25 protein-coding genes are annotated in these 22,921 nt (G+C 37.6%); 5 read left to right on the top strand and 20 right to left on the bottom strand.

The window, feature by feature from the left end; all coding sequences use genetic code 11:
* Window positions 1–71 precede the first annotated feature (71 nt).
* The 12 genes from ACVWYG_RS17215 to ACVWYG_RS17160 all read right to left on the bottom strand — a co-directional run bounded on the left by ACVWYG_RS17215 (window position 72) and on the right by ACVWYG_RS17160 (window position 10,831).
* Window positions 72–743, bottom strand: coding sequence for a Maf family nucleotide pyrophosphatase (locus tag ACVWYG_RS17215; RefSeq protein ID WP_457271948.1), 672 nt, complete (start codon window positions 741–743; stop codon window positions 72–74).
* 22 nt (window positions 744–765) lie between these two features.
* Entirely contained in the window at window positions 766–1,149 is a 384-nt protein-coding gene (locus ACVWYG_RS17210; RefSeq protein WP_457271946.1) for a hypothetical protein, read from the bottom strand.
* 198 nt (window positions 1,150–1,347) lie between these two features.
* Window positions 1,348–1,920: a KdsC family phosphatase gene (locus ACVWYG_RS17205; protein ID WP_457271944.1), complete on the bottom strand. Its 573-nt coding sequence runs from the start codon at window positions 1,918–1,920 to the stop codon at window positions 1,348–1,350.
* 57 nt (window positions 1,921–1,977) lie between these two features.
* The gene (gene iscX, locus ACVWYG_RS17200; RefSeq protein WP_457271942.1) at window positions 1,978–2,220 is read right to left on the bottom strand and encodes a Fe-S cluster assembly protein IscX; all 243 of its coding nucleotides are present in this window, start codon (window positions 2,218–2,220) and stop codon (window positions 1,978–1,980) included.
* A gap of 93 nt (window positions 2,221–2,313) precedes the next feature.
* Entirely contained in the window at window positions 2,314–2,646 is a 333-nt protein-coding gene (locus tag ACVWYG_RS17195; RefSeq protein WP_457271940.1) for a 2Fe-2S iron-sulfur cluster-binding protein, read from the bottom strand.
* Between the two features lie 40 nt (window positions 2,647–2,686).
* Window positions 2,687–3,451 carry a Rossmann-like and DUF2520 domain-containing protein gene (locus tag ACVWYG_RS17190; protein WP_457271938.1) on the bottom strand — a complete coding sequence of 255 codons (765 nt, stop codon included), beginning with the start codon at window positions 3,449–3,451 and terminating at the stop codon, window positions 2,687–2,689.
* Between the two features lie 37 nt (window positions 3,452–3,488).
* Window positions 3,489–5,957, bottom strand: coding sequence for a cytochrome c biogenesis protein CcsA (gene ccsA / locus ACVWYG_RS17185; RefSeq protein ID WP_457271936.1), 2,469 nt, complete (start codon window positions 5,955–5,957; stop codon window positions 3,489–3,491).
* Between the two features lie 5 nt (window positions 5,958–5,962).
* A complete protein-coding gene (locus ACVWYG_RS17180) occupies window positions 5,963–6,373 on the bottom strand; it encodes a cytochrome c maturation protein CcmE domain-containing protein (RefSeq protein WP_457271934.1) in 411 nt (136 codons plus the stop codon).
* Window positions 6,374–7,645: 1,272 nt separating this feature from the next.
* Window positions 7,646–9,067, bottom strand: a complete 1,422-nt coding sequence (locus ACVWYG_RS17175; RefSeq protein WP_457271932.1) for a Glu/Leu/Phe/Val family dehydrogenase — start codon at window positions 9,065–9,067, stop codon at window positions 7,646–7,648.
* Between the two features lie 145 nt (window positions 9,068–9,212).
* Entirely contained in the window at window positions 9,213–9,425 is a 213-nt protein-coding gene (locus ACVWYG_RS17170) for a CcmD family protein (RefSeq protein WP_457271930.1), read from the bottom strand.
* 1 nt (window position 9,426) lies between these two features.
* A complete protein-coding gene (gene ccsA, locus ACVWYG_RS17165) occupies window positions 9,427–10,119 on the bottom strand; it encodes a cytochrome c biogenesis protein CcsA (protein ID WP_457272016.1) in 693 nt (230 codons plus the stop codon).
* Window positions 10,120–10,165: 46 nt separating this feature from the next.
* The gene (locus ACVWYG_RS17160; RefSeq protein WP_457271928.1) at window positions 10,166–10,831 is read right to left on the bottom strand and encodes a heme exporter protein CcmB; all 666 of its coding nucleotides are present in this window, start codon (window positions 10,829–10,831) and stop codon (window positions 10,166–10,168) included.
* A 71-nt stretch (window positions 10,832–10,902) separates the two neighbouring features.
* Here ACVWYG_RS17160 and ACVWYG_RS17155 point away from each other — a divergent pair, with 71 nt between their 5' ends.
* On the top strand, window positions 10,903–11,424 hold the full coding sequence (locus ACVWYG_RS17155; protein WP_457271926.1) for a methylated-DNA--[protein]-cysteine S-methyltransferase: 522 nt from the start codon (window positions 10,903–10,905) through the stop codon (window positions 11,422–11,424).
* Window positions 11,425–11,430: 6 nt separating this feature from the next.
* Here the strand turns inward: ACVWYG_RS17155 and ACVWYG_RS17150 are convergent, their stop codons facing one another.
* From ACVWYG_RS17150 to ACVWYG_RS17135, 4 genes are all read right to left on the bottom strand, one after another.
* On the bottom strand, window positions 11,431–11,862 hold the full coding sequence (locus tag ACVWYG_RS17150; RefSeq protein ID WP_457271924.1) for a hypothetical protein: 432 nt from the start codon (window positions 11,860–11,862) through the stop codon (window positions 11,431–11,433).
* Window positions 11,863–11,899: 37 nt separating this feature from the next.
* Window positions 11,900–12,235 (bottom strand): gliding motility protein GldC, encoded by a 336-nt coding sequence (gene gldC, locus ACVWYG_RS17145; RefSeq protein WP_457271922.1) that lies wholly within the window; start codon window positions 12,233–12,235, stop codon window positions 11,900–11,902.
* Between the two features lie 88 nt (window positions 12,236–12,323).
* A complete protein-coding gene (locus tag ACVWYG_RS17140) occupies window positions 12,324–12,596 on the bottom strand; it encodes a hypothetical protein (protein ID WP_457271920.1) in 273 nt (90 codons plus the stop codon).
* Entirely contained in the window at window positions 12,597–13,943 is a 1,347-nt protein-coding gene (locus ACVWYG_RS17135) for a DEAD/DEAH box helicase (RefSeq protein WP_457271918.1), read from the bottom strand.
* Between the two features lie 257 nt (window positions 13,944–14,200).
* Between ACVWYG_RS17135 and ACVWYG_RS17130 the strand changes: the two genes are divergently transcribed.
* The 3 genes from ACVWYG_RS17130 (at window position 14,201) to ACVWYG_RS17120 (ending at window position 17,179) form a co-directional block, all read left to right on the top strand.
* On the top strand, window positions 14,201–15,535 hold the full coding sequence (locus ACVWYG_RS17130) for a dihydroorotase (protein WP_457271916.1): 1,335 nt from the start codon (window positions 14,201–14,203) through the stop codon (window positions 15,533–15,535).
* Window positions 15,536–15,830: 295 nt separating this feature from the next.
* Window positions 15,831–16,091 (top strand): type II toxin-antitoxin system YoeB family toxin, encoded by a 261-nt coding sequence (locus tag ACVWYG_RS17125; RefSeq protein WP_457271914.1) that lies wholly within the window; start codon window positions 15,831–15,833, stop codon window positions 16,089–16,091.
* Window positions 16,091–17,179, top strand: a complete 1,089-nt coding sequence (locus tag ACVWYG_RS17120) for a DUF3810 domain-containing protein (protein WP_457271912.1) — start codon at window positions 16,091–16,093, stop codon at window positions 17,177–17,179. Before ACVWYG_RS17125 ends, ACVWYG_RS17120 begins: the two co-directional genes overlap by 1 nt.
* Before the next feature lie 13 nt (window positions 17,180–17,192).
* On the opposite strand, the gene miaE is transcribed toward ACVWYG_RS17120, so the two are convergent.
* Window positions 17,193–17,774 carry a tRNA isopentenyl-2-thiomethyl-A-37 hydroxylase MiaE gene (miaE, locus tag ACVWYG_RS17115; RefSeq protein WP_457271910.1) on the bottom strand — a complete coding sequence of 194 codons (582 nt, stop codon included), beginning with the start codon at window positions 17,772–17,774 and terminating at the stop codon, window positions 17,193–17,195.
* Window positions 17,775–17,868: 94 nt separating this feature from the next.
* Between miaE and ACVWYG_RS17110 the strand changes: the two genes are divergently transcribed.
* Window positions 17,869–19,110 carry a glycosyltransferase gene (locus ACVWYG_RS17110; RefSeq protein ID WP_457271908.1) on the top strand — a complete coding sequence of 414 codons (1,242 nt, stop codon included), beginning with the start codon at window positions 17,869–17,871 and terminating at the stop codon, window positions 19,108–19,110.
* 6 nt (window positions 19,111–19,116) lie between these two features.
* Here the strand turns inward: ACVWYG_RS17110 and ACVWYG_RS17105 are convergent, their stop codons facing one another.
* From ACVWYG_RS17105 to ACVWYG_RS17095, 3 genes are all read right to left on the bottom strand, one after another.
* Complete coding sequence (locus ACVWYG_RS17105) at window positions 19,117–20,175, bottom strand: TerC family protein (protein WP_457271906.1); 1,059 nt, start codon at window positions 20,173–20,175, stop codon at window positions 19,117–19,119.
* Window positions 20,176–21,147 carry a polyprenyl synthetase family protein gene (locus ACVWYG_RS17100; RefSeq protein WP_457271904.1) on the bottom strand — a complete coding sequence of 324 codons (972 nt, stop codon included), beginning with the start codon at window positions 21,145–21,147 and terminating at the stop codon, window positions 20,176–20,178. It abuts the gene before it with no gap.
* 82 nt (window positions 21,148–21,229) lie between these two features.
* Window positions 21,230–22,201 carry a YpdA family putative bacillithiol disulfide reductase gene (locus ACVWYG_RS17095; protein WP_457271903.1) on the bottom strand — a complete coding sequence of 324 codons (972 nt, stop codon included), beginning with the start codon at window positions 22,199–22,201 and terminating at the stop codon, window positions 21,230–21,232.
* Window positions 22,202–22,921 lie beyond the last annotated feature (720 nt).

The raw sequence follows: 22,921 nt of genomic DNA, 5'->3' as shown, positions 1-22,921 counted from the left end.
TAACAAAGCGGATATACAGTGTTTCTAACAAAATCGAAATTGCTTGGTACAAAAGAAATCTAACAAAAGATTTAAATAGAAGAATACGAGTTTGAAATCGCTTTTAAGGCAGCGTATAGTTTCTCAGTAGGTAGGCCCATTACATTTGTGTAAGAGCCCTCCATCCGAGTTACGGCGTTTAAACCGAACCAGTCTTGTATGCCATAACTACCAGCTTTATCAAAAGGTTGGTAGTTTTCAATGTAAAAATCTATTTCTTGTTTGGTTAATTCTCGACAGAAAACTTTCGTCGAATCAAAAAATGATTTTTTCTGTCTATTATGCAAAATCGTAACGCCGGTAAAAACTTGGTGTTGCTTTCCGGATAATTTAGCCAACATTTCTGCAGCTTCCAAGCCGTTTTCGGGTTTTCCAAGCACTTCATCCTCCAAAACCACCAACGTATCTGCAGTAATAATTAATTTTTCTTTTTCTACTTCAAATGCAGCCGCCTTGGCTTCGGCAATATAAATAACGATGTCTTCCGATGCTAAATATGGGGGATAGCTTTCATCCGTTTCCTTAACGTTTACTTCAAAATTTAAACCCATTAATTGTAGAAGTTCCTTTCTACGGGGCGATTTGGAACCAAGAATTATTGATGGAAGTTTTAACATTATGTTGGATTCTGTGGCAAATATAGCAATTGGTAAATTATAGTTAGAGTCAAACAAAAATGCCATCCCAAATAAATGAAATGGCATTAACTAACAGAATGTCGACTAATTAATTATTGTCTTTTCTACGCTGTTCCATTGCAGCTTTACGCTCATCTTGCCAAGCTTTATAAGCAGTTTTTTGATCGTCTGTCAATACCGCATTTATTTTCTTATCACTCTCGTCCCTTAAGGCGGTCATTTTTTCGCGCATCTCTGTACGATCTCCAGTTCCATCGCCTCTCATCTTCATCATCGATGCATTTTGCTGCGAGAAAATTGTGTCTACTTGCACTTTTTGAGCATCAGTAAGTTTGAGCTTTTGAGCAAGCATATCAACCATCTTTTGAGTTCTTTCCGCCGGCGTTCCGCCCATACGTCCACCATTTTGTTGTGCATTTGCATAAATTACGCCAGCACAAAGTATGGCACAAATCATCATTAATTTTTTCATGTTTTTTCTGATTATATTCAGGTATTTGGAGTTGAGAAAAGTCAATTGGTTTAATCAGCGAAAGTTTTTTTTCTTGGACGCAATTTCTGTAGGTTGTGATAAGCTGAAGCACATTAACCTCAGGAGTAGCTGCTTTCTTTTCTAAAAAACCTCAAAATTTCCAGGTTAGTTCTCTAAAAAAAGTGAACTAATTTGACATTATTTTCCAGAGTCGGAAGCATTTGCCTGCTCATCGTACCAATTGTGTTGAATTTTCATTACTTTTTCCACAACATCTCTAACCGCTGCTTTCCCTCCACTATGTGGAGATACAAAAATCGAAACTGCCTTGATTTCGGGAATGGCATCGGCCGGACAACAAGGTAAGCCAACAAGTTTCATCACATCTAGATCCGGAATATCATCGCCCATATACAACACTTGCGCAGCCTGAATGTCTTTCTCCGCTAAATACTTTTTAAAAATATCCACCTTGCTTCCAGCTGCTAAAAAAATATCCTGAATTCCAAGATTTTCAAATCTTTTTCTCATCGCAGCCCCATCTCCTCCAGATATAATACACACATGATAACCGCGCTTAACGGCCAATTGAAGTGCATAACCATCTTTTATATTAAACGTTCTAAGTGATTCTCCGTTCTCTATTGTTATTACAGAGCCATTGGTAAGCACGCCATCAACATCAAAAATAAACGTTGTAATGTCTTTTAATTTCTCAAGCAACCTTCCGCCCGGATCATTCGTATGAATTTTCGAGTTTTGATCAATCATTCTATAGCCTTATTTATAATTTAAGCGGCTGAATATTCAGGCCGTTCAAACCGTTAGTTATTGGTTATCCCTCCACTCGTAGCACCAGGCAGACTGGATCTGCTCCAAGTGTCCTTCATTACTTTGCTCTCGAGTTCCTTTAAAATTGGGAAGCGTTAATACCCAGTCAAGAAGTTCAGTAAACCTCACTCGATAAATTTTCGCCTCCGGAAAATCGTCACCAAATTTTTCGTATAGCGATAGGCCGATGTCTTCGTAATCGTTCCAGTAAATAGGTAAAGCAAATTTATCGTTGTTCATGTGTTTTTTTGATTACGTCGAAACTTCATAGCTACCTATTGAAGTGTACCCCTGAAATTTAAATCAAATTTCTATTATTCAAAATTTAGGAAATTAATGTCCCATAAAATCAGATTGATCTGGAATAGTGACCTCGATATCGCCACTAATTACGATGGCTTGGCAACCCAACCTAGAACTAATTTTTGGTCGAACAGCACGGTCTATAAAATCTTCTTCCTTGTCAGAAATTTCCTCAACATTGTCCATTCCATTAATTAAATAGACATGGCACGTACTACAACCGCAAACTCCGCCACAATTGTGTTGCAATTCGATGCCATTATCAAGGCAAACATCTAGCACAGATTCGCCAGGTGCAATGGGTAACTCTACTGTCTCGTGTCCCGCTTCTTCAAAATTTACTCTTATCTTAAAAATACTCATATTTGTAGGGCCAAAAGTACAAAGCAAAAGGCGATAAATATTATTTATACTTCGCTTTTATGCTTTCACTCATAGATTCATATACTTTTTGGAGATTCGGCGAGTCAGCCAACCATGCCAAATGACTTGCAATTGTTTTTTCATCATGTCTTGATGCTGGTCCAGTCTGCATGGCGGCAGGTGCACTGTCCATAACTTTAGCGGCTGTTTCAGTAATTAACGAATTTAATAAATTGAATGACAATCCTCTTTCTTCTAAAATATCTGCTGCAAGTGTGAAGAGATGATTGCTAAAATTACACGCAAACACCGCGGCAATGTGTAAAGCTTTTCGCTTTTCGCTGCTGATTTGAAGAACACTATTACTAAGTTGAGCAGCTAAAGCTTGTAGTGTTTGCAAACTGAAGGCATTATTTGCCTCTATACAGATTGGTATGTTATCAAATGCAAGCTGTCTGCCTTTAGAAAAAGTTTGAAGTGGATAAAAAACACCGAAATTTTCAATCTCGTTGGAAAAAATGTCTATCGTCGTAGAACCAGAAGTATGTGCAACAATTCCCTTTAATCCTTTTAATTGCTGTACAACTTCGAAAATAGAATCGTCTTTAACGGCAACTAAATATAGATCTGCGGAAGCCTCGAGATTAATTAAACGTGTAATAGCTTGCGCATTAACCTGAATGGCTAGCTTCTCTGCATTTTCTAGCTTCGGGCTGTATACCTGAACAATGTCTTCCCCGTGACTCCTTAGCGACAATGCAAGCTGAGTCGCCACATTTCCAGAACCCAGAATAACAATGCTCATGACTGGTGTATTTACTACAATAGGTTTGTTTATAATTCTAGCTAATAAGTGCCTCTTTTCGTCGTCTAATAATTGACATTAGAAAACCGATAACCATAATAATGGTTCCAGCCCAATACATATTAATGAAAGGAAATTCAATGGCTTTAAAAACAATCCAGTCTTTTGCCTGCTGTGGTTTTTCGAATATCTGTAATTCAACTTTCTTCTCATTAGGAAGTACGTTGCTAAAACGAAACTTTAAATCTAGGGCATCCACTTTTCGAGCAAAGTCGAACGTATTATTCCCTTTAATCATAAAAATAGGTTCTGTTTGATAGGTTTTTCCACCGGACTTTATCTCTAAAGGCAACCCTATGGCAAAATCGCCTTTACTTAGGACCAAGTCTTTAGCAGTAGGATTTTTATTAAACTGTTGTACCGTTACTACACCGCTAGAAGTATGAATGGTATCGCCGACAGCAACTTTCACAATTCTTGGCGCCTTGTAGTTTTCATCGTCAGAATGCCCTTCGTGTTCCTGATGATTGCTTTCCTTAATTGCAGCACTAGTAATGTGCGTATACACATCGTAGGTTAAATAATGCTTTGTATCTGGTGAAGCAATCAAACCCATCTTCGCATTGTCCTGCACGTGTGGGTGCAAATCAAAATCCTCTTTTACCTTCCCCGTTTTTGAATCTGTGGTTTTGAAATTCAACGTGTAAATGGTATTGGGCAAAATGGTTGTATCGGTTACATAAGTAACCGTGTACTTTCCCATTTTCTTAGGCTCGTTTTTGTACAACATAATGTTCTCACCCGGTTTTTCTGCCTTTTCGAAATCCTTAACCGGAATAAAATTATTTGCATTAATTGATATTGGCTTATTAGTAGCTGCAGAAATTAATGCGCCCAACACCAAAAATGCAAATCCAATGTGGGCAACTGCAGAACCTGCCAATTTAAACTTTCCACCAAATGCCTGGTATAAAATAGTGGTGTTAGAAAGCACCGCAAACAGACAGCTAAAAGTAATAAGAATGAACATGGTATTGGTGTAGATATTCGCTACATACGCCAAAACTGCCGTTAAGACCATGGAAATAACAATTGCAGAAATAATACTGCTGTAAAACCGTCTTGGATTAGTGCGTTTGTACTTCAAGTATTGTGAAAAACCAGAGATTAATGTGATCAATACTACAAAAGGTGCTTGCCATTGGTTGTAATACTTTACCGCATCTATTGGTGGAGAAAAATTGGTTCCAAAGGCCTTGTTAAATACCGGTACTGAAGTAGAAAAAATAACTTGAATACATGCGATAGTTACCACCAATGCGCCGATAAACATCCAAAACTCTCGAGAATACGTTTCCTCATCTTTAGTGGTAATTGGCAATTCTTTCCAACGGAGAATAAGTAGGCCAATAGCCAAAATGGCGAAAACTACATTGTATGAAATAAGGTGCCCAAACATTCCCATATCTGTAAAAGCGTGTACAGACGTGTCTCCAAGGATACCACTTCGCGTTAAAAAAGATGCATATAGCACGAGCAAGAAACTTAAAAATACTAAAGCTATTGCTGTAAAGTAAGAGTGGCCAGTGTTTTTAAAAGCAATCATTACGTGCAATCCGGCAACCAAGGTTAACCATGGAATTAAAGACGCATTTTCTACCGGATCCCAAGCCCAAAAACCCCCAAAATTTAATGCTTCATAGGCCCAAAAAGATCCCATTATGATTCCTGTACCAAGTACCATAACCGCAAAAAGGGTCCACGGAAGCGCAGGCTTTACCCATTCGCTGTAACGCTTTTGCCATAACGCAGCGATACCGTAGGCAAAAGGAACAACCATACTTGCAAAACCCAAAAATAAAGTTGGCGGATGAATTACCATCCAATAGTTTTGTAACAAAGGGTTAAGCCCTTTACCATCTACGATGAATTTTAGATAATTTTTAAAATTCTCTGGATTGGCGAAAACCACAGGGGCAAACGACTTTAAGTCTACCGCATCTCTCAACAAAATAAACGGTGAGCTTCCAATGCGCTCTCCAAAAATTTCAACACCCAATAGCATGGAGGTTAAAAATACTTGCGAAAATGCTACAACAGTCATTACCGGACGCTCCCAGGTTTTGGCCTTCCAAATTAGCAAACCACCTAAAAGCGACTGCCAAAAAGCCCAAAGCCAAAAACTACCTTCTTGCCCTTCCCAAAAAGCAGAAACAATATAGTATACAGGTAACTGTTTAGACGAGTGGTTATAAACATAATAATATTCGTAATAATGCCCTAAAATGAGGTAAAATAAAATTACCCCAATAGAAATAACGCTTAACCAATTGACCAGAAAACCAATTCGCCCTAAGTTTCTCCAAGACTTGTCCTCAATGTTTTGAGCCCTACACGAAAAGAAATAAGAAACTGTTGATAATAAGGATGCACAAAATGCCAACACAATAAAAAACTGACCGATTTGACCCGGTAACAGGTTTTCGCCTATAAATTGATTGTTCATTAAAATTAATTGTATTTTTCTACTTTGCCTTGGCTATTTACCTCAACAAGGTTATCGTTATATTTTGAAGGACATTTCATTAGAATCTTTGATGCGTAAAAGGTGTTTTTATCCATTTTACCAATTAAAACTAGTTTTTCAGAACGCTCAAAATCCTGCGGTTTTGTACCGTTATAAACCACTTCCCTTATTGTGCCTTTGTCGTCTTTCATATGAAAAGCAAAACGATTAGCATCTTTGGCAGCGTCATACTCTGTTGGTTTAGACTTGTCCCAATAACCCATTACATGCTCCTCTTTGTTAGACAAACTAGCCTGAGAAAAATTAGAATAAGAATCGGTGTTGGCATTCAAGCTAAATAAAATGCAGATAGATATCGCAATAGTTAACAACCCAACAATGGCACTTTTTTTCATAACCTAAGTGTTTAAAGCTGATACAAAGATAGAAAATAAGCCAAAGCATCGACCAACTTAATCTATTCTTGTCTTTAACTTGACAATTGTTTGATTTGTCAAAAACACTGCTATGATATTTTGATTTTTACTGAGATTTTCATGCCGTTTTAGCGCTCTGTAGATCGCTATAATGGACTGTTGATAAGAACACTGCTCAAAAAAATCCAATTTTACTCTGTTTTCCAGTGTATGATATTATCGGAAAAATCAAAATAGTAGCCGATAGAAAGCGCCTTATTCAATTAGGCTTAACCTCTAATCGCTTAATGAAGCTGTAGATTTGATCGAAATTAAAATAATTATCTAATGTTTGGGTGCTTTAACACGCCCTAACGTGACGCAATTTTCGGTTAGCGATTGGAGTGGAATCCCTTTTTTTAGGAACGAACAAAAAGATTGGAACGTAAAGCGCGACCCTCTTCAGGGGAACGCCCAAAAACCCTAAAACATTTTAGTTTTTCAAACAGTTTGATCATTATTTGGGCGCTTTTACACGCTGTCCATTGTATCTTTAATTGGCTTTTAAAGGCCAATTAGGAGGATGCCATTCTCATCGTTAGCGCACCTCTCAGTTCGGCTATTTCGCGGTTAGCGATTGCAGACGAAATCCTTTTTGCGAGGAACGAGCAAAAAGATTGGAACGTAAAGAGCGACCCTCTTCAGGGAAACGCCCAAATGATCTAAAAAATGTTTAGATTTATTTAAGCCCAAGAATATTAATTATTTGGGCGCTTTTACACGCTGTCCATTGTATCTTTAATTGGCTTTAAGGGGCCAATTAAAGGATGTCATTCCCATCGTTAGCGCTTAAGAGCATAGCAGATTTTGCGGTTAGAGATTGCAGAGGAAATCCTTTTTGTGAGGAACGAGCAAAAAGATTGGAACGTAAAGCGCGACCCTCTTCAGGGGAACGCCCAGATGATCTAAAAAATGTTCAAATTTATTTAAGATCAAGAATATTAATTATTTGGGCGCTTTTACACGCTGTCCATTGTATCTTTAATTGGCTTTAAGGGGCCAATTAAAGGATGTCATTCCCATCGTTAGCGCTTAAGAGCATAGCAGATTTTGCGGTTAGAGATTGCAGAGGAAATCCTTTTTGTGAGGAACGAACAAAAAGATTGTAACGTAAAGCGCGACCCTCTTCAGGGGAACGCCCAAATCATTTAAATTGCATCAAAATCTTAAAAATCTTAATTTAAATAAATGATTTGAACGCTTTTATATTTGTTAAGGCCATACGCCCAGCGTCATATAAGAAACTGCAATTTTATCTATAGAATTTACAAAAGCTGCTTTTCTTAGGGTTTCTATGGCAGGGGTATGTACCATTGTTTCCCGAATTTCGTGGTAAGAATGGATCATGGTATCCTCCAACCCAGAATTTACGAGCTCCATTTCGGAGGCACCTTTCACAATCATCATTCTATGTTCTGGCAAGATGGTTTTCCCTGTTAAGTTTTCCAAGGTATTTATTAAATTGGCATTAGAATTAGCTGCATATCGGTTTTCCATTCTACCAAAGGCAACGTGAGATAAATTTTTAAGCCACTCGAAATAGGATACGGTAACACCACCAGCGTTGCAATACATATCTGGAATAATCATCCCGCCCATCTCGGTAAAAATAGCTTCGGCTTCTGGCGAACATGGGCCATTCGCTCCTTCGGCAATAATTTTAGCTTTTATGTTGCGGATATTTTCAGCGGTAATTTGATTTTCTAATGCAGCGGGCACTAAAATATCACAATCTTGCTCTAATCCTTCCATCGAATTCTTAAATGTTTTCGCACCAGGGAAATCTGCAATGGAACCAGAGTTTTTTCTATGCGCGAAAACTTCATCTACATTTAAGCCATCTGCATCATAAATAGCTCCCTCAAACTCGCAGATGCCAACCAATATTGCGCCAAACTCTACCAAATATTTAGCAGAATGGTAGCCTACGTTACCCAATCCCTGTACAATTACACGCTTGCCTTCCAAACCTGCAGTAAGTCCAACTTTTTTCATGTCTTCGGCAACCGTTACACATTCCCTAACAGCGTACGCCACGCCCCTACCGGTAGCTTCTTTTCTACCCCGAATGCCGTGTAAAGAAATCGGCTTACCTGTAACGCAACCCAAGGCGTCTAATTGGCCGGGATTCATAGTCATGTAAGTATCTGCAATCCAGCTCATCTCCCTTTCACCGGATCCATAATCTGGTGCGGGTACATCAATCCCAGGGCCAATAAAGTTTTTCTTTATCAATTCTACTGTATAGCGACGAGTAATGGTTTCCAACTCAGCGACGCTGTATTGCTTGGTGTTAATCTTTATACCACCCTTTGCGCCTCCGAAAGGAACATTTACGATAGCACATTTGAAAGTCATCAATGCTGCTAAAGCCATCACCTCATCTTCGTTTACCATTTCGCTGTAACGAATACCGCCTTTGGTTGGACTCATGTGATGAGAGTGTTCTACCCGCCAGGCATCTATAACCTCTAAACCGTTTCCTCGGCGAACGGGAAACTGAAATCTGTAAACACTATTGCAGGCTTTAATCTGGTTTAATAAACCTTCTGGGTGGCTTGTAAAGCGCGCCGCTTCGTCGAAATTTTTGCAAACATCGGCGAAGAAATTGTTCTCATTAGGTGTTGTAGCCATGGCTGTTGTTTTTCTAAATAATAATAGTCTGAAAGCAAAATTGCCTAAAAAAAAGGAATATATCCAAACGTAAAATTACTTAGTGTATCCTTAACACTACGAGAATTTCATACTAAATATGTATTTAAAAGACCTTAACCTATTTTTAACCAAATTTTTCTTTTTCGATTTTTTTTAATCTTCTATCTAAAGAAAAAAGATAAAGTAGCAAACCAATCAAAATTATACCAACGCAGATGACAATAACGTAAATTTTGCCGTTCTCGCGAAGCTTATCCGCCATTTCTATGCCATTGTCTTGCGCAAACAATTGTACTGAGGCAAACATTAATACCAAGGAAAATAAGATCTTTTTCATGTTAGTTATTCTGTAATTTATGTTCGATGGAACGTAATCTATAACGAAGGGTGTATACCCAATACCCGATCAGAATCCAACCTGCACAAGCAGGATAGAAAACCATACGCATCCTACTGTCTAAATCGTAACTGTTAAAACCAGGGTTTCCTCCGTTGCCGGGATGAAGGGAATCTTGCAATCGCGGCAGCACAAAAAGCAACACAATCATCATTGGAAAAGCAAAGATGTTATAAATTGCAGAAATCTTGGCGCGTTTTTGCTCTTCATCTATCGCATTGCGAAGAATTAAATAGGCGAAATAAAGCAGCAAGGAAATCGCCGCAAAATTTTGCTTCGGATCGAAACTCCAAAACTGTCCCCAAGTGAATTTTGCCCAGATGGCTCCCGTAACTATCCCAAGCACTCCAAACATAATTCCTGCGTTTACACTTTCCGCAGCTTTCAAATCATAATCTTCGCGCTGAGTACTTAGACTTTTTATACTGTAAAAAACAGAAATAGAAAATAAAACCACCATTGAAAACCACATGGGTACATGAAAATATAGATTCCGGATCGTTTCGTTAAGAATGGCCAATCGAGGTACAGGCATCAAAAAACCGGCAGTGGTGGAATACAACACCAATATTGCAGCTATAATTTTCCACCAATTTTTATACATATCAATCTTATAAAATTTATTAAAACCTATTATTTCCAGCTTCAATTCATATGGAAACTTTTAAAATTTAAACCTGTTAATCTCTCCAAAGGTATGGAAATAACAACAACGAGGTTGCCACCGTTAGCACATTTACTATGGCGAGCATACCCATTTCATCATAACTATTTTCCCATGGCAACCCATCTACCGCATTTTTGGCCAACCTTATTAGTAAAATAAGTACCGGAATTATAATCGGGAAACTTAAAATAGCCATTAACATGCCACCATTCCCAGCCTTACTCGCAATGGCAGAAACCATAGTAAAAACGGTAGAAAAGCTGAGGCTTCCGAATACCACCGCAATATAATATAACAAAACATCTGGCGGCGTAAAATTATTAAAAACTAGGCTATAAAAAGCGAGTGCAATGGTTGTTAAAGCCAGCATCAACAAAATATTATAAATTGTTTTTGAAATTAAAATTGCAGCTGGACTAGCCAATACATAGCTATATAACTGTTGCCCTTTGGTTTCTTGTAAAAAACTTTTTGAAACGCCATTAATAGAAGCAAAAAGCATAATCACCCAAAATAGTGCATTCCAAGCAAGTGGATCTGAGAGACTAACGAACGACAAATAGCAAGTAAAAATAGTGGAAACAACGTATAACAATATACCATTAATGGTATATTTTGAGCGCCATTCTAATAGCAAATCTTTTTGGATGAGGTATTTGACCTCCTGGACCAGTTGCATGCCACAAAGATACTTTTATTGGCAAATTTTGATTGTTGTAATTGTTGGATTGTTGTAATTTTGTTTTTATAATGTCAGATACATTTACCTCTTTTATAGAAACACCCATCGGTAGGTTAACCATTGTGGCTAATGACGAATTTGTATGTGAAGTTTGTTTTAAGGATCATTTAGAAAATAAAATTCCCGACCGCTCTGAAAATCTCGACAGTAAACCGGTGTGCCCCAACAAACTAACGGCAATTGCAGCAAAAGAGTTGGAAGCATATTTTGCAGGCACGCATACTTCATTTTCTTTCCCGATAAAACAGAGTGGTACTGACTTTCAGCAAGAAGTTTGGCAAAAACTGTTAGACATTCCTTTTGGTCAAACCAAAAGCTATGCAAAATTTGCAAGCCATAAACCTTTAGCGATTAGAGCTATTGCCGCAGCAAACGGAAAAAATAAGCTTGCAATCATTATCCCTTGTCATAGGGTAATTGGCAGAAACGGTAAACTGATAGGCTACGCCGGCGGTTTATGGCGAAAACAATGGTTGCTGCAACACGAAATCAATATCGCGCAAATTGGACAGTCTGAACTAATATTTTAAAAACGGTTAAAGAACCGGATTTCTAACCCCTCCATTCTCATTAAACGAGGTTTCCGTAATTTTTTTCTTACCTACACTAAACACGATAAGTGCAATGCCAACAAGTACCACTATCCATCCCCACTGAAAATGAATGGTTTTGAAGAGCAACCTATCTACAAACTTATGCGAGGTATAATTTCCTGCCGTAAACCAAACAGCAAACAAACTTATTACATACCATACCAACAAAGTAATGCCTAAAAACCTAAAAGCTCCTCTCTTGTTTAAAAAAAGAAAAAAAGCTGTAATGGCCAACAAAAAATAAGTGATAAAGAATAGCCTACTATCAGATTGGTAAAGATTCCAATTCCCCTTAATGGGTACTTTTAAAACTGGACAAAAACCTGCAATAAAACAAAGCAGGATACCAAGCCAGGCCATAAATTTGTTGATCATTTTCTCCGTTTTATGAGTAACTCTACTCTTAATTGATTTATTTTTTTACGTCAATCTGCATCTTATCGGCAAAGTGTGCGCAATAATCGCGCAGGTCTTCAACGATTAAAGTTTCACCCGTCGCCTTTAAGAAACTGTCTCCCATGGTTTGCAACGTCTCATAAAAAAATCGTTTCATTTCATCAACAGGCATGTCTTTGGTCCATAGATCTATTCTCATAGAATTTTTGTAATTATGATCCCATAGGGCTAAGATCATAGATTTTACGGGCACTTTATCTGTTGTTTCTGCATCAGTACTTTCCCAAACAATATTTTCGGGCATATTGGTATCGTCTAATTCTACCGTAATTTTAATCTCAGCTTTTCTCATGGTACATCTATTTAGAAGGACAGAACCTCTATTTTTAAAAAATTTAAGGATGCAAAGATGTTCATTTTGCTTCCAAAACCGTAATGTCTTAAACTAATTTTTGTAAAATAAGCATCAAAACTATGGCAAGCGCTATAAAGATCGTTTCGACAATCCAAACCCGCTTTAAATCTTTTAACGTAAATCTAAAAATTAGGTCGGTAATAAATGTAACCACTGCCAAACAACAGAGTACAAGTAATAAAATTCCGTTTGTGTTGACTTGTAATGAAGTATTTTTTGCCGGATTTACAATGCGATAAGCTGCATATGCCAAGCTTATGGCTCCAACAACGTTTAAAGGTGTAACCCTGAGTTTCATTTACTTCTTTTTATCAAAACGTTTGCCTTTTTTAAAACTTTTTAGCTCCTTTCCTGCCTTCGCCTTTGCCTTTTCCCTATCCCTCTTCTCTATGGTAGCGGCGTTTTTCTTCTCATGGAACGCGCCTTGAAAATCTGGATCGTCTTTGCGCTTTTGCAGATCTACTTCTTTGGCAATTTGCTGACGTTCTTCATAAGCAGTTTCCTCCATAAATACTACTTCAGGAATTTCAGTAACAGGAATAAATTGTCTAATCAATTTTTCTATTTTGCGGATATAATATTTTTCTGCTTCGTTAGCAAAGGTAATGGCGTCGCCTTTGGCAAAAGCCCTACCCGTACGACCAATTCTGTGCACATAATCTTCAATTATGATGGGCACATCGAAATTTATAACATGGCTCACATCGCTCACATCTATTCCCCTGCTGGCGACATCGGTCGCAACCAAAACCCTAACATTTCCTTCCTTAAAACTATTTATGGAATTTATGCGTGTATTTTGCCCCTTGTTTGCATGAATAACCCGAACATTTTGGATGCCATATTTTCGTTGCATAAAGTTAAAAATATTGTCTGCCACCACTTTCGTTTTACAAAATATTATCAATCTGCTAAAAGCTTCATCATCTTTTAATAGATGTTGCAACAAATTCAGTTTTGTCTTAAAATTGGGCACGTAATAAAGTGTCTGTGTAACATTAGCAGCGGGTGTAGCCTGTTCTGAAGTTTCTATAACCACAGGGTTTTTTAAAAAATCTCCAGCTATTTTCTGAACCAAAGCGCCCATAGTTGCCGAAAACAATAGGTTTTGGCGCTTTCGGGGAACAATTTCTAGCACACGATGGATAGAACCAATAAAGCCCATATCCATCATTTTGTCTGCCTCATCTAAAACCAAAAACTTGATGCTTTGCGTATTAATGTCGCCGGTTAAATAAAGATCTAAAAAGCGGCCTGGTGTGGCAATCAAAATATCTATCCCTTTTGCAATCTGTTCTTTCTGTGTTTTTGGACCTAAGCCGCCAAAAACAACCAAAGAGCGCAAATCGGTGTAAGTGGAGAAAAGCTTTACTTGTTCTGCAATTTGCATCGCCAATTCTCTAGTTGGCGATAAAATAAGTGCCCGTGGACTATTCCCTTGGGCATATTTTAGCTGCATTAAAATCGGCAATACAAAGGCCGCAGTTTTACCCGTTCCTGTTTCGGCAATGCCAAATAAATCTTGGCCTGATAATACTGGGCCAATGGCTTTTTCTTGTATCGGTGTTGCTTCGGTAAATCCCGCATCGGCAATTGCATTTAAAATTTGCCTATTTAACTTAAATTCCTTGAACGATTTTGCCATATCTGCAAAGATAGGGTAAAAAAAATTTAGTAGTTAGATGTTCGTATTTAGGCAACTGGTAGCGCTGGCACGTAAAAAAAAACGAAACCTTGGAAATTAGATATTAAATTTTAGAGGAAGCAGGAAAGAGGAAGCGAAAGTAATCGTAAGCACCTGAGTTAAGAAATAATGCTTACACAAATTGAAAGTTATTGAACTTAGTCTCAAATCTGCTGCCTCAACGCACAAATCTAATGTATTTCCCTAACTTTACACCCATGAGCATTTACCTTATAAAAGCCGCCACAGTTGTAAACGAAGGAGAAAAATTAGTGACCGACGTGTTGGTCAAGGATGGTTTCATTGAAAAAATCGGTCAAAATCTTTCTTCGAAGAATGCCATAGAAATTAATGGCGAAGGGCAGTTCTTACTGCCTGGAATGATAGATGACCAAGTCCATTTTCGCGAACCGGGATTGACTCATAAAGGAGATATTTTTACCGAAAGTATGGCTGCGGTCGCTGGCGGAATTACATCTTTTATGGAAATGCCCAACACAGTCCCAAATGCACTGACTCAGGAGTTGCTAAACGATAAGTATGAAATCGCTGGGCAGACTTCTTTGGCAAATTATTCCTTTTACATGGGCGCCAGCAACGATAACATCGAAGAAGTGTTAAAAACTGATGTAAAAAACGTGTGCGGTTTAAAAGTTTTCATGGGTTCGTCTACAGGTAACATGTTGGTAGATAACGAGAATACGTTAGAAAAAATTTTTAGTAAAGCGCCCCTTTTGGTGGCTACACATTGCGAAGATGAACAAACAATAAGGAAAAATATGGCAGCGTTTAAAGCCAAGTATGGCGATGACCTAACCATTCAAATGCACCCGTTGATTAGAACCGCAGAAGCCTGTTATAAATCTTCTTCGTTGGCGGTAGAACTCGCAAAACGATACAATACTCGATTGCACATCTTACATATTTCCACTGCAAAAGAAATTTCTTTATTCGATAACTCTATTCCTCTAACAGAGAAAAGAATTACCGCCGAAGCATGCATTCATCATCTTTGGTTTAATGATGCAGATTATGCTGAAAAAGGCAATTTAATAAAATGGAATCCTGCTATAAAAACCGTTGTAGATCAACAGGCCATTTTAAAAGCGGTATTAGAAAACCGTATTGACGTAATTGCCACCGACCACGCGCCACACACTTTCGAAGAAAAAAGCCAATCTTACACTAATGCACCTTCTGGAGGACCATTGGTGCAACATGCTTTGCCAGCATTGTTAGAGATGCATTTGGAAGGGAAAATCACCTTGGAGAAAATTGTTGAAAAAACGGCTCATAGTGTGGCTAAATGTTTCGATGTAGAAAAACGTGGTTACATCCGCGAAGGTTACTGGGCAGACCTAGTATTGGTAAATTTAAACGACCCTTGGAGGGTAACTAAGCTTAATACGTTTTACAAATGCGGCTGGAGCCCTTTTGAGGGAAATACATTTAAAGCGAGCATTACACACACTTTTGTATCGGGCAATTTAGCCTATCAAAATGGAAAATTTGTGACGAACGAGATTGGGAAACGGTTGGCATTTGAGAGGTAGATTTTTTATATTTGTTCTGATAAAAATTAAGATTATATAAAACCTTAATCGCCCATCCAAAAAAACAAAGATTAATTAACCACTTTAATGGGTTTTGTTAACGTTATGAAAAATAGCTTCACTACAAAGAAAAGCCTCCACAATCCAGCAATTGTGAAAGAAATTTTAGAGGGAGTGGCGGAACGAAAATCTGAAAAACCTAGACTGTAGATCGATGTAGAAAATATGTGTAAATAAACATTTGACTAGTTGCATAATATTAATTTGCATATAATTTTGTAGTAAAAAGATAATAATGGAAGTTGAATTACATAAAAAAGCCACGAAGGATTTCGACCGTTGGAGGTCATCTGAGAATATTTTAATTCAAAATAAGATCAAGCAGTTAATTTTAGTCGTACAAAAAAGTCCACATCTTGGTAGTGGCAAACCCGAACAATTGGCACACGAACTATCTTTAAAATCGCCTGCAACAATAAATAAAGAGCATCCAATTGTTTATAGATTAGTTGGCGAATTGCCACACAGCTATTCTTTTAAAGGCCTTTACAAATAGTGCGTACTAATCCCACATTCAAAAAATTCGCCATTCTTTTTGGTCTTTCCGCACTCATTTATGTCTTGGGGAATTTTCCTGCTTTAGTTGAAAAATACTATTCTACCGGAGCTTATCTCTATATATCTTCTGTATTAAGATTTGTCTCCTCCATTTTTCCTTTTGCCATTGGCGACCTAGTTTATGCATTCCTAATATTTTTTGTGCTTTATCAAGTTAGTAGATTTTTTCTAAAAGCGAAGCGAAAATCAATTAGAAGAGTAGATCGGGTAAACATTCCAATCAAAATTCTAAATTTTGCATTAGCCCTTTATATTGTCTTTAAACTGGTTTGGGGCCTAAATTATAGTAGGATAAGCATTAGCAAAACGTTGGGCATTGGCGATGATAAATACAACATTAAGGAGCTTGTGCTTTTGGGCAATTATTTTGTACAGCAAAGCAATCTGCAAAAAGCTGCACTAGATTCTTCAAAAAAAGGTACTCCGTTGTCAATCGACGAATTAGCAAAGAAATCTGCCGCAGCATATCAATTCATGTCGACGAAAAATAAGGCTTTTTACTACCCTCAACCTTGCTTAAAGAAAGTACTGCTTCCATGGGCGGTGAGTAAATCTGGTATAGAAGGCTATTATGCGCCTTTAACAGGCGAAGCTAACCTAAATTTTAACTTACCGGAGTTTGCAAAACCCTATGTTTCTTGTCATGAAATTGCGCACCAATTGGGTATCGCTTACGAAGACGAGGCCAATCTGCTCGGTTACCTCTCGGCAATAAATAGTAAAGATACGCACTATAAATATTCGGCGAACTACGAAATGCTGCGCTACGTATTGATAGAAATTGCTATGAAATCACCAGAAGACTATAAACTCCTCCACGACAAACTTTCTCCAGCAGTTTTGGCTGATTTTAAAACCGAAAAAGAATTTTGGGCGAAATACAACGGTGCCATGTTTGGCTATTTGGATGCTGCCTTCGATGGTTTTTTAAAAATAAACAACCAGGTTAAAGGAACAGACAGCTACCAAGATATTGTAATTTGGTTATGGAATATACACAAGAAAGAGTTGATTCCTAAATCTTAAAGGCGATATACGGCTATCCGTGTATTGCTTCCCTTTTCCCGAAACTTTGGATGAGTTCTCCCTCAAAATCTAACCATTCTGCCCAACGTTTTTCTACATCTACATCCAGAGAATACTTACGCGCAAAATTTAAGAAAGTTGTATAATGCCCGGCTTCAGAAACCATTAACTCGTGATAAAATTTCGATAGTTTTTCGTCTCTAATGTTTAACGATAAGACCCGGAAACGTTCACAGCTTCTTGCTTCAATCATCGCTGCAAAGAGCAATCGATCAATGAAAGCCATATTTCTACTGCCATCTTTTTTGCTAAACTTCACCAATCTGCCTACATAATCATCTTTTCTTTCACGGCTTAAAGTGTATCCACGTTCCTTTATTATTTCAATTACCATCTGAAAATGCTGCATTTCTTCGATAGCAATGGCCGTGAGTTCATCTACCAAATCCTGATGTTCCGAATTTTGTGTTATAAGCGTAATTGCATTCGAAGCCGCCTTTTGTTCGCACCAAGCGTGATCTGATAGAATTTCTTCTAGATTAGATTCTGCAATATGTGCCCAACGCGGGTCTGTAGCTAATTTTAATCCTAGCATTTTTTAGGGTTTAGGGTTAGCAAAAATAAAAATTTAAACATCAAATTGTGTGCGAAGCTGTGAAAAGGGGTACTTTTGGATAAAAGATTACTTCATGCATTCAAAACGGCTACTAATTATTGGCCTCGTATGGCCCGAACCAACCTCTTCTGCCTCAGGAACGAGAATGATTCAACTGGTGAACTTATTTATGTCTAATGGTTATGAAATAACATTTGCATCCGCGGCAGCGAAAAGCGACTACAGTTTTATATTTCCGGAAACGGTAAAAGAGGAACATATTAAACTAAACGATGAAAGTTTTAATAGATTTATAACTGCCCTTAATCCGACTGTCGTAATGTTTGATCGGTTTATGATTGAAGAACAATACAGTTGGCGTGTGCAGCAAGAGTGTCCGGATGCATTACGGATTTTAGACACAGAAGACTTGCATTTTCTCAGAAAAGCTAGGGAAGAATCATACCGACAAAAAATAGATTTTTCGTTTGAACACCTATATACCGAAGAAGCTAAGCGAGAAATTGCTGCCATTCTTCGATGCGATTTATCTTTAATTATTTCTAACGTAGAAATGAAAATTTTAAGTCAGCAGTTTAAAATTGATCATTCAATACTATTTTACCTGCCATTTTTAGAGGAAAAGATTACGAATGACACTGTCCAGAATTGGAGTTCTTTTGAAACCCGAAAAGATTTTATGTTCATTGGGAATTTTTTACATGAGCCAAATTGGAAAACTGTCTTAACGCTGAAAAACGAGGTTTGGCCTAAACTGAGTAAATTACTTCCCAACGCACATTTGAATATTTATGGCGCATATCCGTCTCAAAAAGTATCACAATTAAATAATAACCAGGAAAGATTTTTTGTAAAAGGTAGAGCCGATGATGCAAAACAAATGCTTGCAAAACACAGAGTTTTATTAGCTCCAACAAAATTTGGAGCAGGTTTAAAAGGTAAATTTATAGATGCGATGCAAGTTGGAACTCCTTCTGTTACTACAACTATTGGTGCTGAAGGAATGGTTGGAAATTTAAATTGGCCGGGAATCGTTGTTGATGATTTAGATTCTTTTATCGAGGCGGCGTTTAGTTTGTATACAGTTGAAAGCATGTGGAAAATTGCACAGCAAAACGGTACAAAAATCATAAATGAACGATACTGTACGGATAATTTGATAGTACCATTCATTTCTCGTTTAAATGATTTAAGCCTACACTTTTCCAAACACAGGAACGCTAACTTTTTAGGTCAAATATTGCGACACCATACCTTACAAAGTAGCAAATATCTTTCGCTATGGATTGAGGAGAAGAATAAGCCAAGAAATTAAATACTTTCACAAATTAATATCGCTCACTTTTTTCTTCGGAAATGCGATAGAAGCTACTACACTTATTACCAAAATGGCTAGAATAACAATCAGCGAATGTTGGGTAGTAAATCCCCAAAAATGAAGGTAATTATGCAACAGCATTTTGAGCCCGATAAACGTTAATAAAAATGCCAAGCCAGTTTTTAAGTAGTGGAACTTATGGATGACATTTACTAACAGAAAAAACATCGATCTTAGGCCTAAAATGGCAAAAATGTTTGAGAAAAATACAATGTACGGATCTTTAGTCACGGCAAAAATTGCGGGAATTGAATCGACAGCAAATAATAAATCTGTAAATTCTACAATTAGTAAGACCAAAAACAAAGGTGTAACCATGGTTTTTGCATTAATTTTTACAAAAAACTTTTTCCCTTCGTATTTTGGGTGAATGGCAAAAATTTTCGAGGCCCATTTGACTACGGGATGATTCTCAGTGTCTATCTTGTCATCGTCATCAGAGCTAAAAAACATTTTAATGCCGGTGAAAACTAAAAATGCCCCGAAAACATATAAAATCCAACCAAATTTTGTAATCAACGCTGCCCCGACAAAAATAAAGATACAGCGCATAATTATCGCGCCTAAAATACCCCAAAACAAAACACGATGATAATATTTTTCTTCCACAGCGAAGGCAGAAAAAATTAATACAATTACGAAAATGTTATCTACTGAAAGTGCATATTCAATAACATAACCCGTTAAAAATTCCAAACCCAGATTTTGCTTGTAAATAGCAACACTTTGAGCAAAATTATCTGGTACAAGCGCAATATTGTGCTGGTGCTTAACAACGACCTCTTTTAATTGGGCAAAATTGTGTATCCCGTGCAGTTCTTGTCCTTCCGTAATAAGCACAAAATAAAAACCGATAGCCAAAGCCACCATGATAAAACTCATGATAGAGGCCTGTTTTAAACTAACAATATGTTCTTTTTTACTAAAAAGGCCTAAGTCTAGCGCAAGAATCAGCACAATAAAAAGAAGGAAACCAAGACTAAAAAGTATTTCGTTGCTCATTTATTTCTTTCTTTCTGTGGTATAAAGAACCAATTGCTCCAAGCCGGTTCTTGCATCACCCGCAGGAAATTGGTATAATATTTCAAATGCTTTCTGCTGGTATTCCTCCATCTTTTCATTGGCAGACACCAATCCTTTCTTCTCTACCACAAAATCTATAATCTCTTGTATTTTTTTTTGATCGTCCTGATGGTTTTTAACCAAATTAATGATGTGTTTTCGCTCCGCTTTTGGGCTGTTGTTCAATGCGTAAATTAGCGGTAGCGTCACTTTTTTTTCTTTGATATCTATACCTAATGGTTTGCCTACTTTGTCTGTACCAAAATCAAAAGTATCATCTTTAATTTGAAAAGCGATCCCCACATATTCACCGAACAACCGCATTCTTTCAATCATTTCTTCATCTGCAGCAGCTGAAGCTGCACCTGCAGCACAACAAGAAGCGATTAAAGAAGCTGTTTTTTGTCTGATGACATCGAAATATAGCGCTTCAGAAATGTCCATTTTACGCACCTTTTCGATTTGCAACAGTTCTCCTTCACTCATCTGTTTTACGGCTTCGGCAACAATTTTTAACAACCTGTGCTCAGAATTGTTTACGGAAAGCAACAAACCCTTTGCCAGCAGATAATCGCCAACCAAAACAGCAATTTTGTTTTTCCATAAAGCGTTAATGGAGAAGAATCCGCGGCGTTCGTAAGAATTGTCAACCACGTCGTCGTGCACTAAAGTTGCTGTATGTAGAAGCTCAACCAATGCTGCGCCTCGATGCGTAGATTCAGAAATTCCGCCGCAAAGTTTAGCCGCAAAAAAAACAAACATAGGTCGCATTTGCTTACCTTTTTGCTTTACAATGTAATGCGTAATTCTATCCAATAATGGTGCATCGCTGTGCATCGATTCTTCAAAGGTCTTTTCAAACGCTTTTATATCGGCAGCAATTGGCCTTTTTATTTCTTCTATTCCCGGCATGAAGTCGAAAAATTTTTTCGATGCAAACTTACCTTTATTAAGTAAGAAAACCTCGAAGGTTTGTACAACCTAAGTAGTTTAACTAAATTGTCTCTTTTTTACCTGAAATATTATGTACAATAATGTTGGCGTGTATTCTAGAATTTTCGATAAATAATTTGTGCGTATCCATTCCACCGCAAACAACACCTGCTAAATATAAGCCTGAAACGTTGGTTTCCATGGTGTTTTCATTATAATTTGGACAAGAACTTTCGGGAAGCGCTATTCCAAACTTGCGCAACATACTAAAATCTGGCTGGTAGCCTGTCATCGCTATGACGAAATCGTTTGCCAACGTCACATTTCCCTCTGGTGTTTTTATTTCAACCTCCTTTTCGTTTATCGAGATAAGTTCTGAATTGAAATACGCTTTAATAGAACCTTCCTTAATTCTGTTTTGAACATCTGGCCTAACCCAATATTTTACATGCGGACCAAGTTCGCTTCCGCGGATAAGCATAGTCACATTTGCACCTTTTCGATAAGTCTCTAAAGCTGCATCTACCCCAGAATTGTTAGCGCCAACAACTAAAACATTTTGAAAAGCGTACAAGTGCGGATCCTTATAATAATGGGTAACTTTCGGCAAATCCTCGCCCGGAACATTCATCATTAAAGGCACATCATAAAACCCCGTCGAAACCACCACATTTTTTGCTTCATACTGTCCTTTAGAAGTTGCTACTTCAAAAATATTGGATTCATTTTTCACCACATTTTCAACCCGCTCAAACAAATGGATGTTCAGTTCGAAACTTTCCGCCACACGGCGATAATATTCTACGGCTTCATTTCTGTTTGGCTTTGGATTTATGGTTACAAAAGGCAATCCACCGATTTCTAATTTTTGCGAGGTCGAGAAGAACGTCATAAATACCGGATAGTTATAAAGACTGTTAACTAAAGCGCCTTTTTCTACAATGACATAACTGAGATTTGCTTTTTTAGCTTCGATGGCACAAGCCATTCCAATTGGTCCTGCACCAATAATAAGCACATCAAAAATTTCCATGACGCAAATTTGCATAAAGGAATTGGAAAGTTGGAAGTTGGAGCGTTGTATTTACCGTGCTTGCAATAGAAATTACAGTTTGGTAGCATTCACTTATTTCTATTCCAAACTCAAGAGTTATTTTCCCAGTTTGTTGATAGTTTTTTTTGAAAGTCGAAAACTTGACGATTGTTTTTAAGCTCCTAATTCATAATTTGCAAAGGATCATTTGGCTGAAATTACAAATTGAATGAAAATCGCTTTGTGCTTTACCCGCTAGTTATAATATTTTGTTTTGCGGAACGCGATAGAAAACGGAATAGGTACAGTTGGTAATGGATGATTATATGGGCGCTTTTACACGCTGTCGATTATATCTTTAATTGGCTTTAAGTTGCCAATTAAAAGATGCCATTCCCATCGTTAGCGCAACACTCATTTCGGATATTTCGGTTAGCGATTGCAGAGGAAATCCTTTTTGTGAGGAACGAGCAAAAAGATTGGAACGTAAAGCGCGACCCTCTTCAGGGGAACGCCCAAATTATTAAAAAACTCTTTAAGATTTAATTTAGATCGATAATGTTGAGGATTATTTGGGCGCTTTTACACGCTGTCCATTGTATCTTTAATTGGCTTTTAAAGGCCCATTAAAGATTCTGTGATGAATTCCAAATAATTTCTATCTTTATTTTTCAAGGCGGCTTTGTGCCAGCCTGTTTAGGGCAGCTCCTTTTTTGTGGC

The organism is Pedobacter sp. UYEF25 (assembly GCF_054061655.1).
This window is presented reverse-complemented; position numbering and strand designations above follow the sequence as displayed.

What these genes read in the sequence shown, in the direction of transcription:
- ACVWYG_RS17215 (WP_457271948.1), bottom strand. Translation starts at nt 743, where the DNA reads ATGCCATTTCATTTATTTGGGATGGCATTTTTGTTTGACTCTAACTAT.
- ACVWYG_RS17210 (WP_457271946.1), bottom strand. Translation starts at nt 1,149, where the DNA reads ATGAAAAAATTAATGATGATTTGTGCCATACTTTGTGCTGGCGTAATT.
- ACVWYG_RS17205 (WP_457271944.1), bottom strand. Translation starts at nt 1,920, where the DNA reads ATGATTGATCAAAACTCGAAAATTCATACGAATGATCCGGGCGGAAGG.
- iscX (WP_457271942.1), bottom strand. Translation starts at nt 2,220, where the DNA reads ATGAACAACGATAAATTTGCTTTACCTATTTACTGGAACGATTACGAA.
- ACVWYG_RS17195 (WP_457271940.1), bottom strand. Translation starts at nt 2,646, where the DNA reads ATGAGTATTTTTAAGATAAGAGTAAATTTTGAAGAAGCGGGACACGAG.
- ACVWYG_RS17190 (WP_457271938.1), bottom strand. Translation starts at nt 3,451, where the DNA reads ATGAGCATTGTTATTCTGGGTTCTGGAAATGTGGCGACTCAGCTTGCA.
- ccsA (WP_457271936.1), bottom strand. Translation starts at nt 5,957, where the DNA reads ATGAACAATCAATTTATAGGCGAAAACCTGTTACCGGGTCAAATCGGT.
- ACVWYG_RS17180 (WP_457271934.1), bottom strand. Translation starts at nt 6,373, where the DNA reads ATGAAAAAAAGTGCCATTGTTGGGTTGTTAACTATTGCGATATCTATC.
- ACVWYG_RS17175 (WP_457271932.1), bottom strand. Translation starts at nt 9,067, where the DNA reads ATGGCTACAACACCTAATGAGAACAATTTCTTCGCCGATGTTTGCAAA.
- ACVWYG_RS17170 (WP_457271930.1), bottom strand. Translation starts at nt 9,425, where the DNA reads ATGAAAAAGATCTTATTTTCCTTGGTATTAATGTTTGCCTCAGTACAA.
- ACVWYG_RS17160 (WP_457271928.1), bottom strand. Translation starts at nt 10,831, where the DNA reads ATGCAACTGGTCCAGGAGGTCAAATACCTCATCCAAAAAGATTTGCTA.
- ACVWYG_RS17155 (WP_457271926.1), top strand. Translation starts at nt 10,903, where the DNA reads ATGTCAGATACATTTACCTCTTTTATAGAAACACCCATCGGTAGGTTA.
- ACVWYG_RS17150 (WP_457271924.1), bottom strand. Translation starts at nt 11,862, where the DNA reads ATGATCAACAAATTTATGGCCTGGCTTGGTATCCTGCTTTGTTTTATT.
- gldC (WP_457271922.1), bottom strand. Translation starts at nt 12,235, where the DNA reads ATGAGAAAAGCTGAGATTAAAATTACGGTAGAATTAGACGATACCAAT.
- ACVWYG_RS17140 (WP_457271920.1), bottom strand. Translation starts at nt 12,596, where the DNA reads ATGAAACTCAGGGTTACACCTTTAAACGTTGTTGGAGCCATAAGCTTG.
- ACVWYG_RS17135 (WP_457271918.1), bottom strand. Translation starts at nt 13,943, where the DNA reads ATGGCAAAATCGTTCAAGGAATTTAAGTTAAATAGGCAAATTTTAAAT.
- ACVWYG_RS17130 (WP_457271916.1), top strand. Translation starts at nt 14,201, where the DNA reads ATGAGCATTTACCTTATAAAAGCCGCCACAGTTGTAAACGAAGGAGAA.
- ACVWYG_RS17125 (WP_457271914.1), top strand. Translation starts at nt 15,831, where the DNA reads ATGGAAGTTGAATTACATAAAAAAGCCACGAAGGATTTCGACCGTTGG.
- miaE (WP_457271910.1), bottom strand. Translation starts at nt 17,774, where the DNA reads ATGCTAGGATTAAAATTAGCTACAGACCCGCGTTGGGCACATATTGCA.
- ACVWYG_RS17110 (WP_457271908.1), top strand. Translation starts at nt 17,869, where the DNA reads ATGCATTCAAAACGGCTACTAATTATTGGCCTCGTATGGCCCGAACCA.
- ACVWYG_RS17105 (WP_457271906.1), bottom strand. Translation starts at nt 20,175, where the DNA reads ATGAGCAACGAAATACTTTTTAGTCTTGGTTTCCTTCTTTTTATTGTG.
- ACVWYG_RS17100 (WP_457271904.1), bottom strand. Translation starts at nt 21,147, where the DNA reads ATGCCGGGAATAGAAGAAATAAAAAGGCCAATTGCTGCCGATATAAAA.
- ACVWYG_RS17095 (WP_457271903.1), bottom strand. Translation starts at nt 22,201, where the DNA reads ATGGAAATTTTTGATGTGCTTATTATTGGTGCAGGACCAATTGGAATG.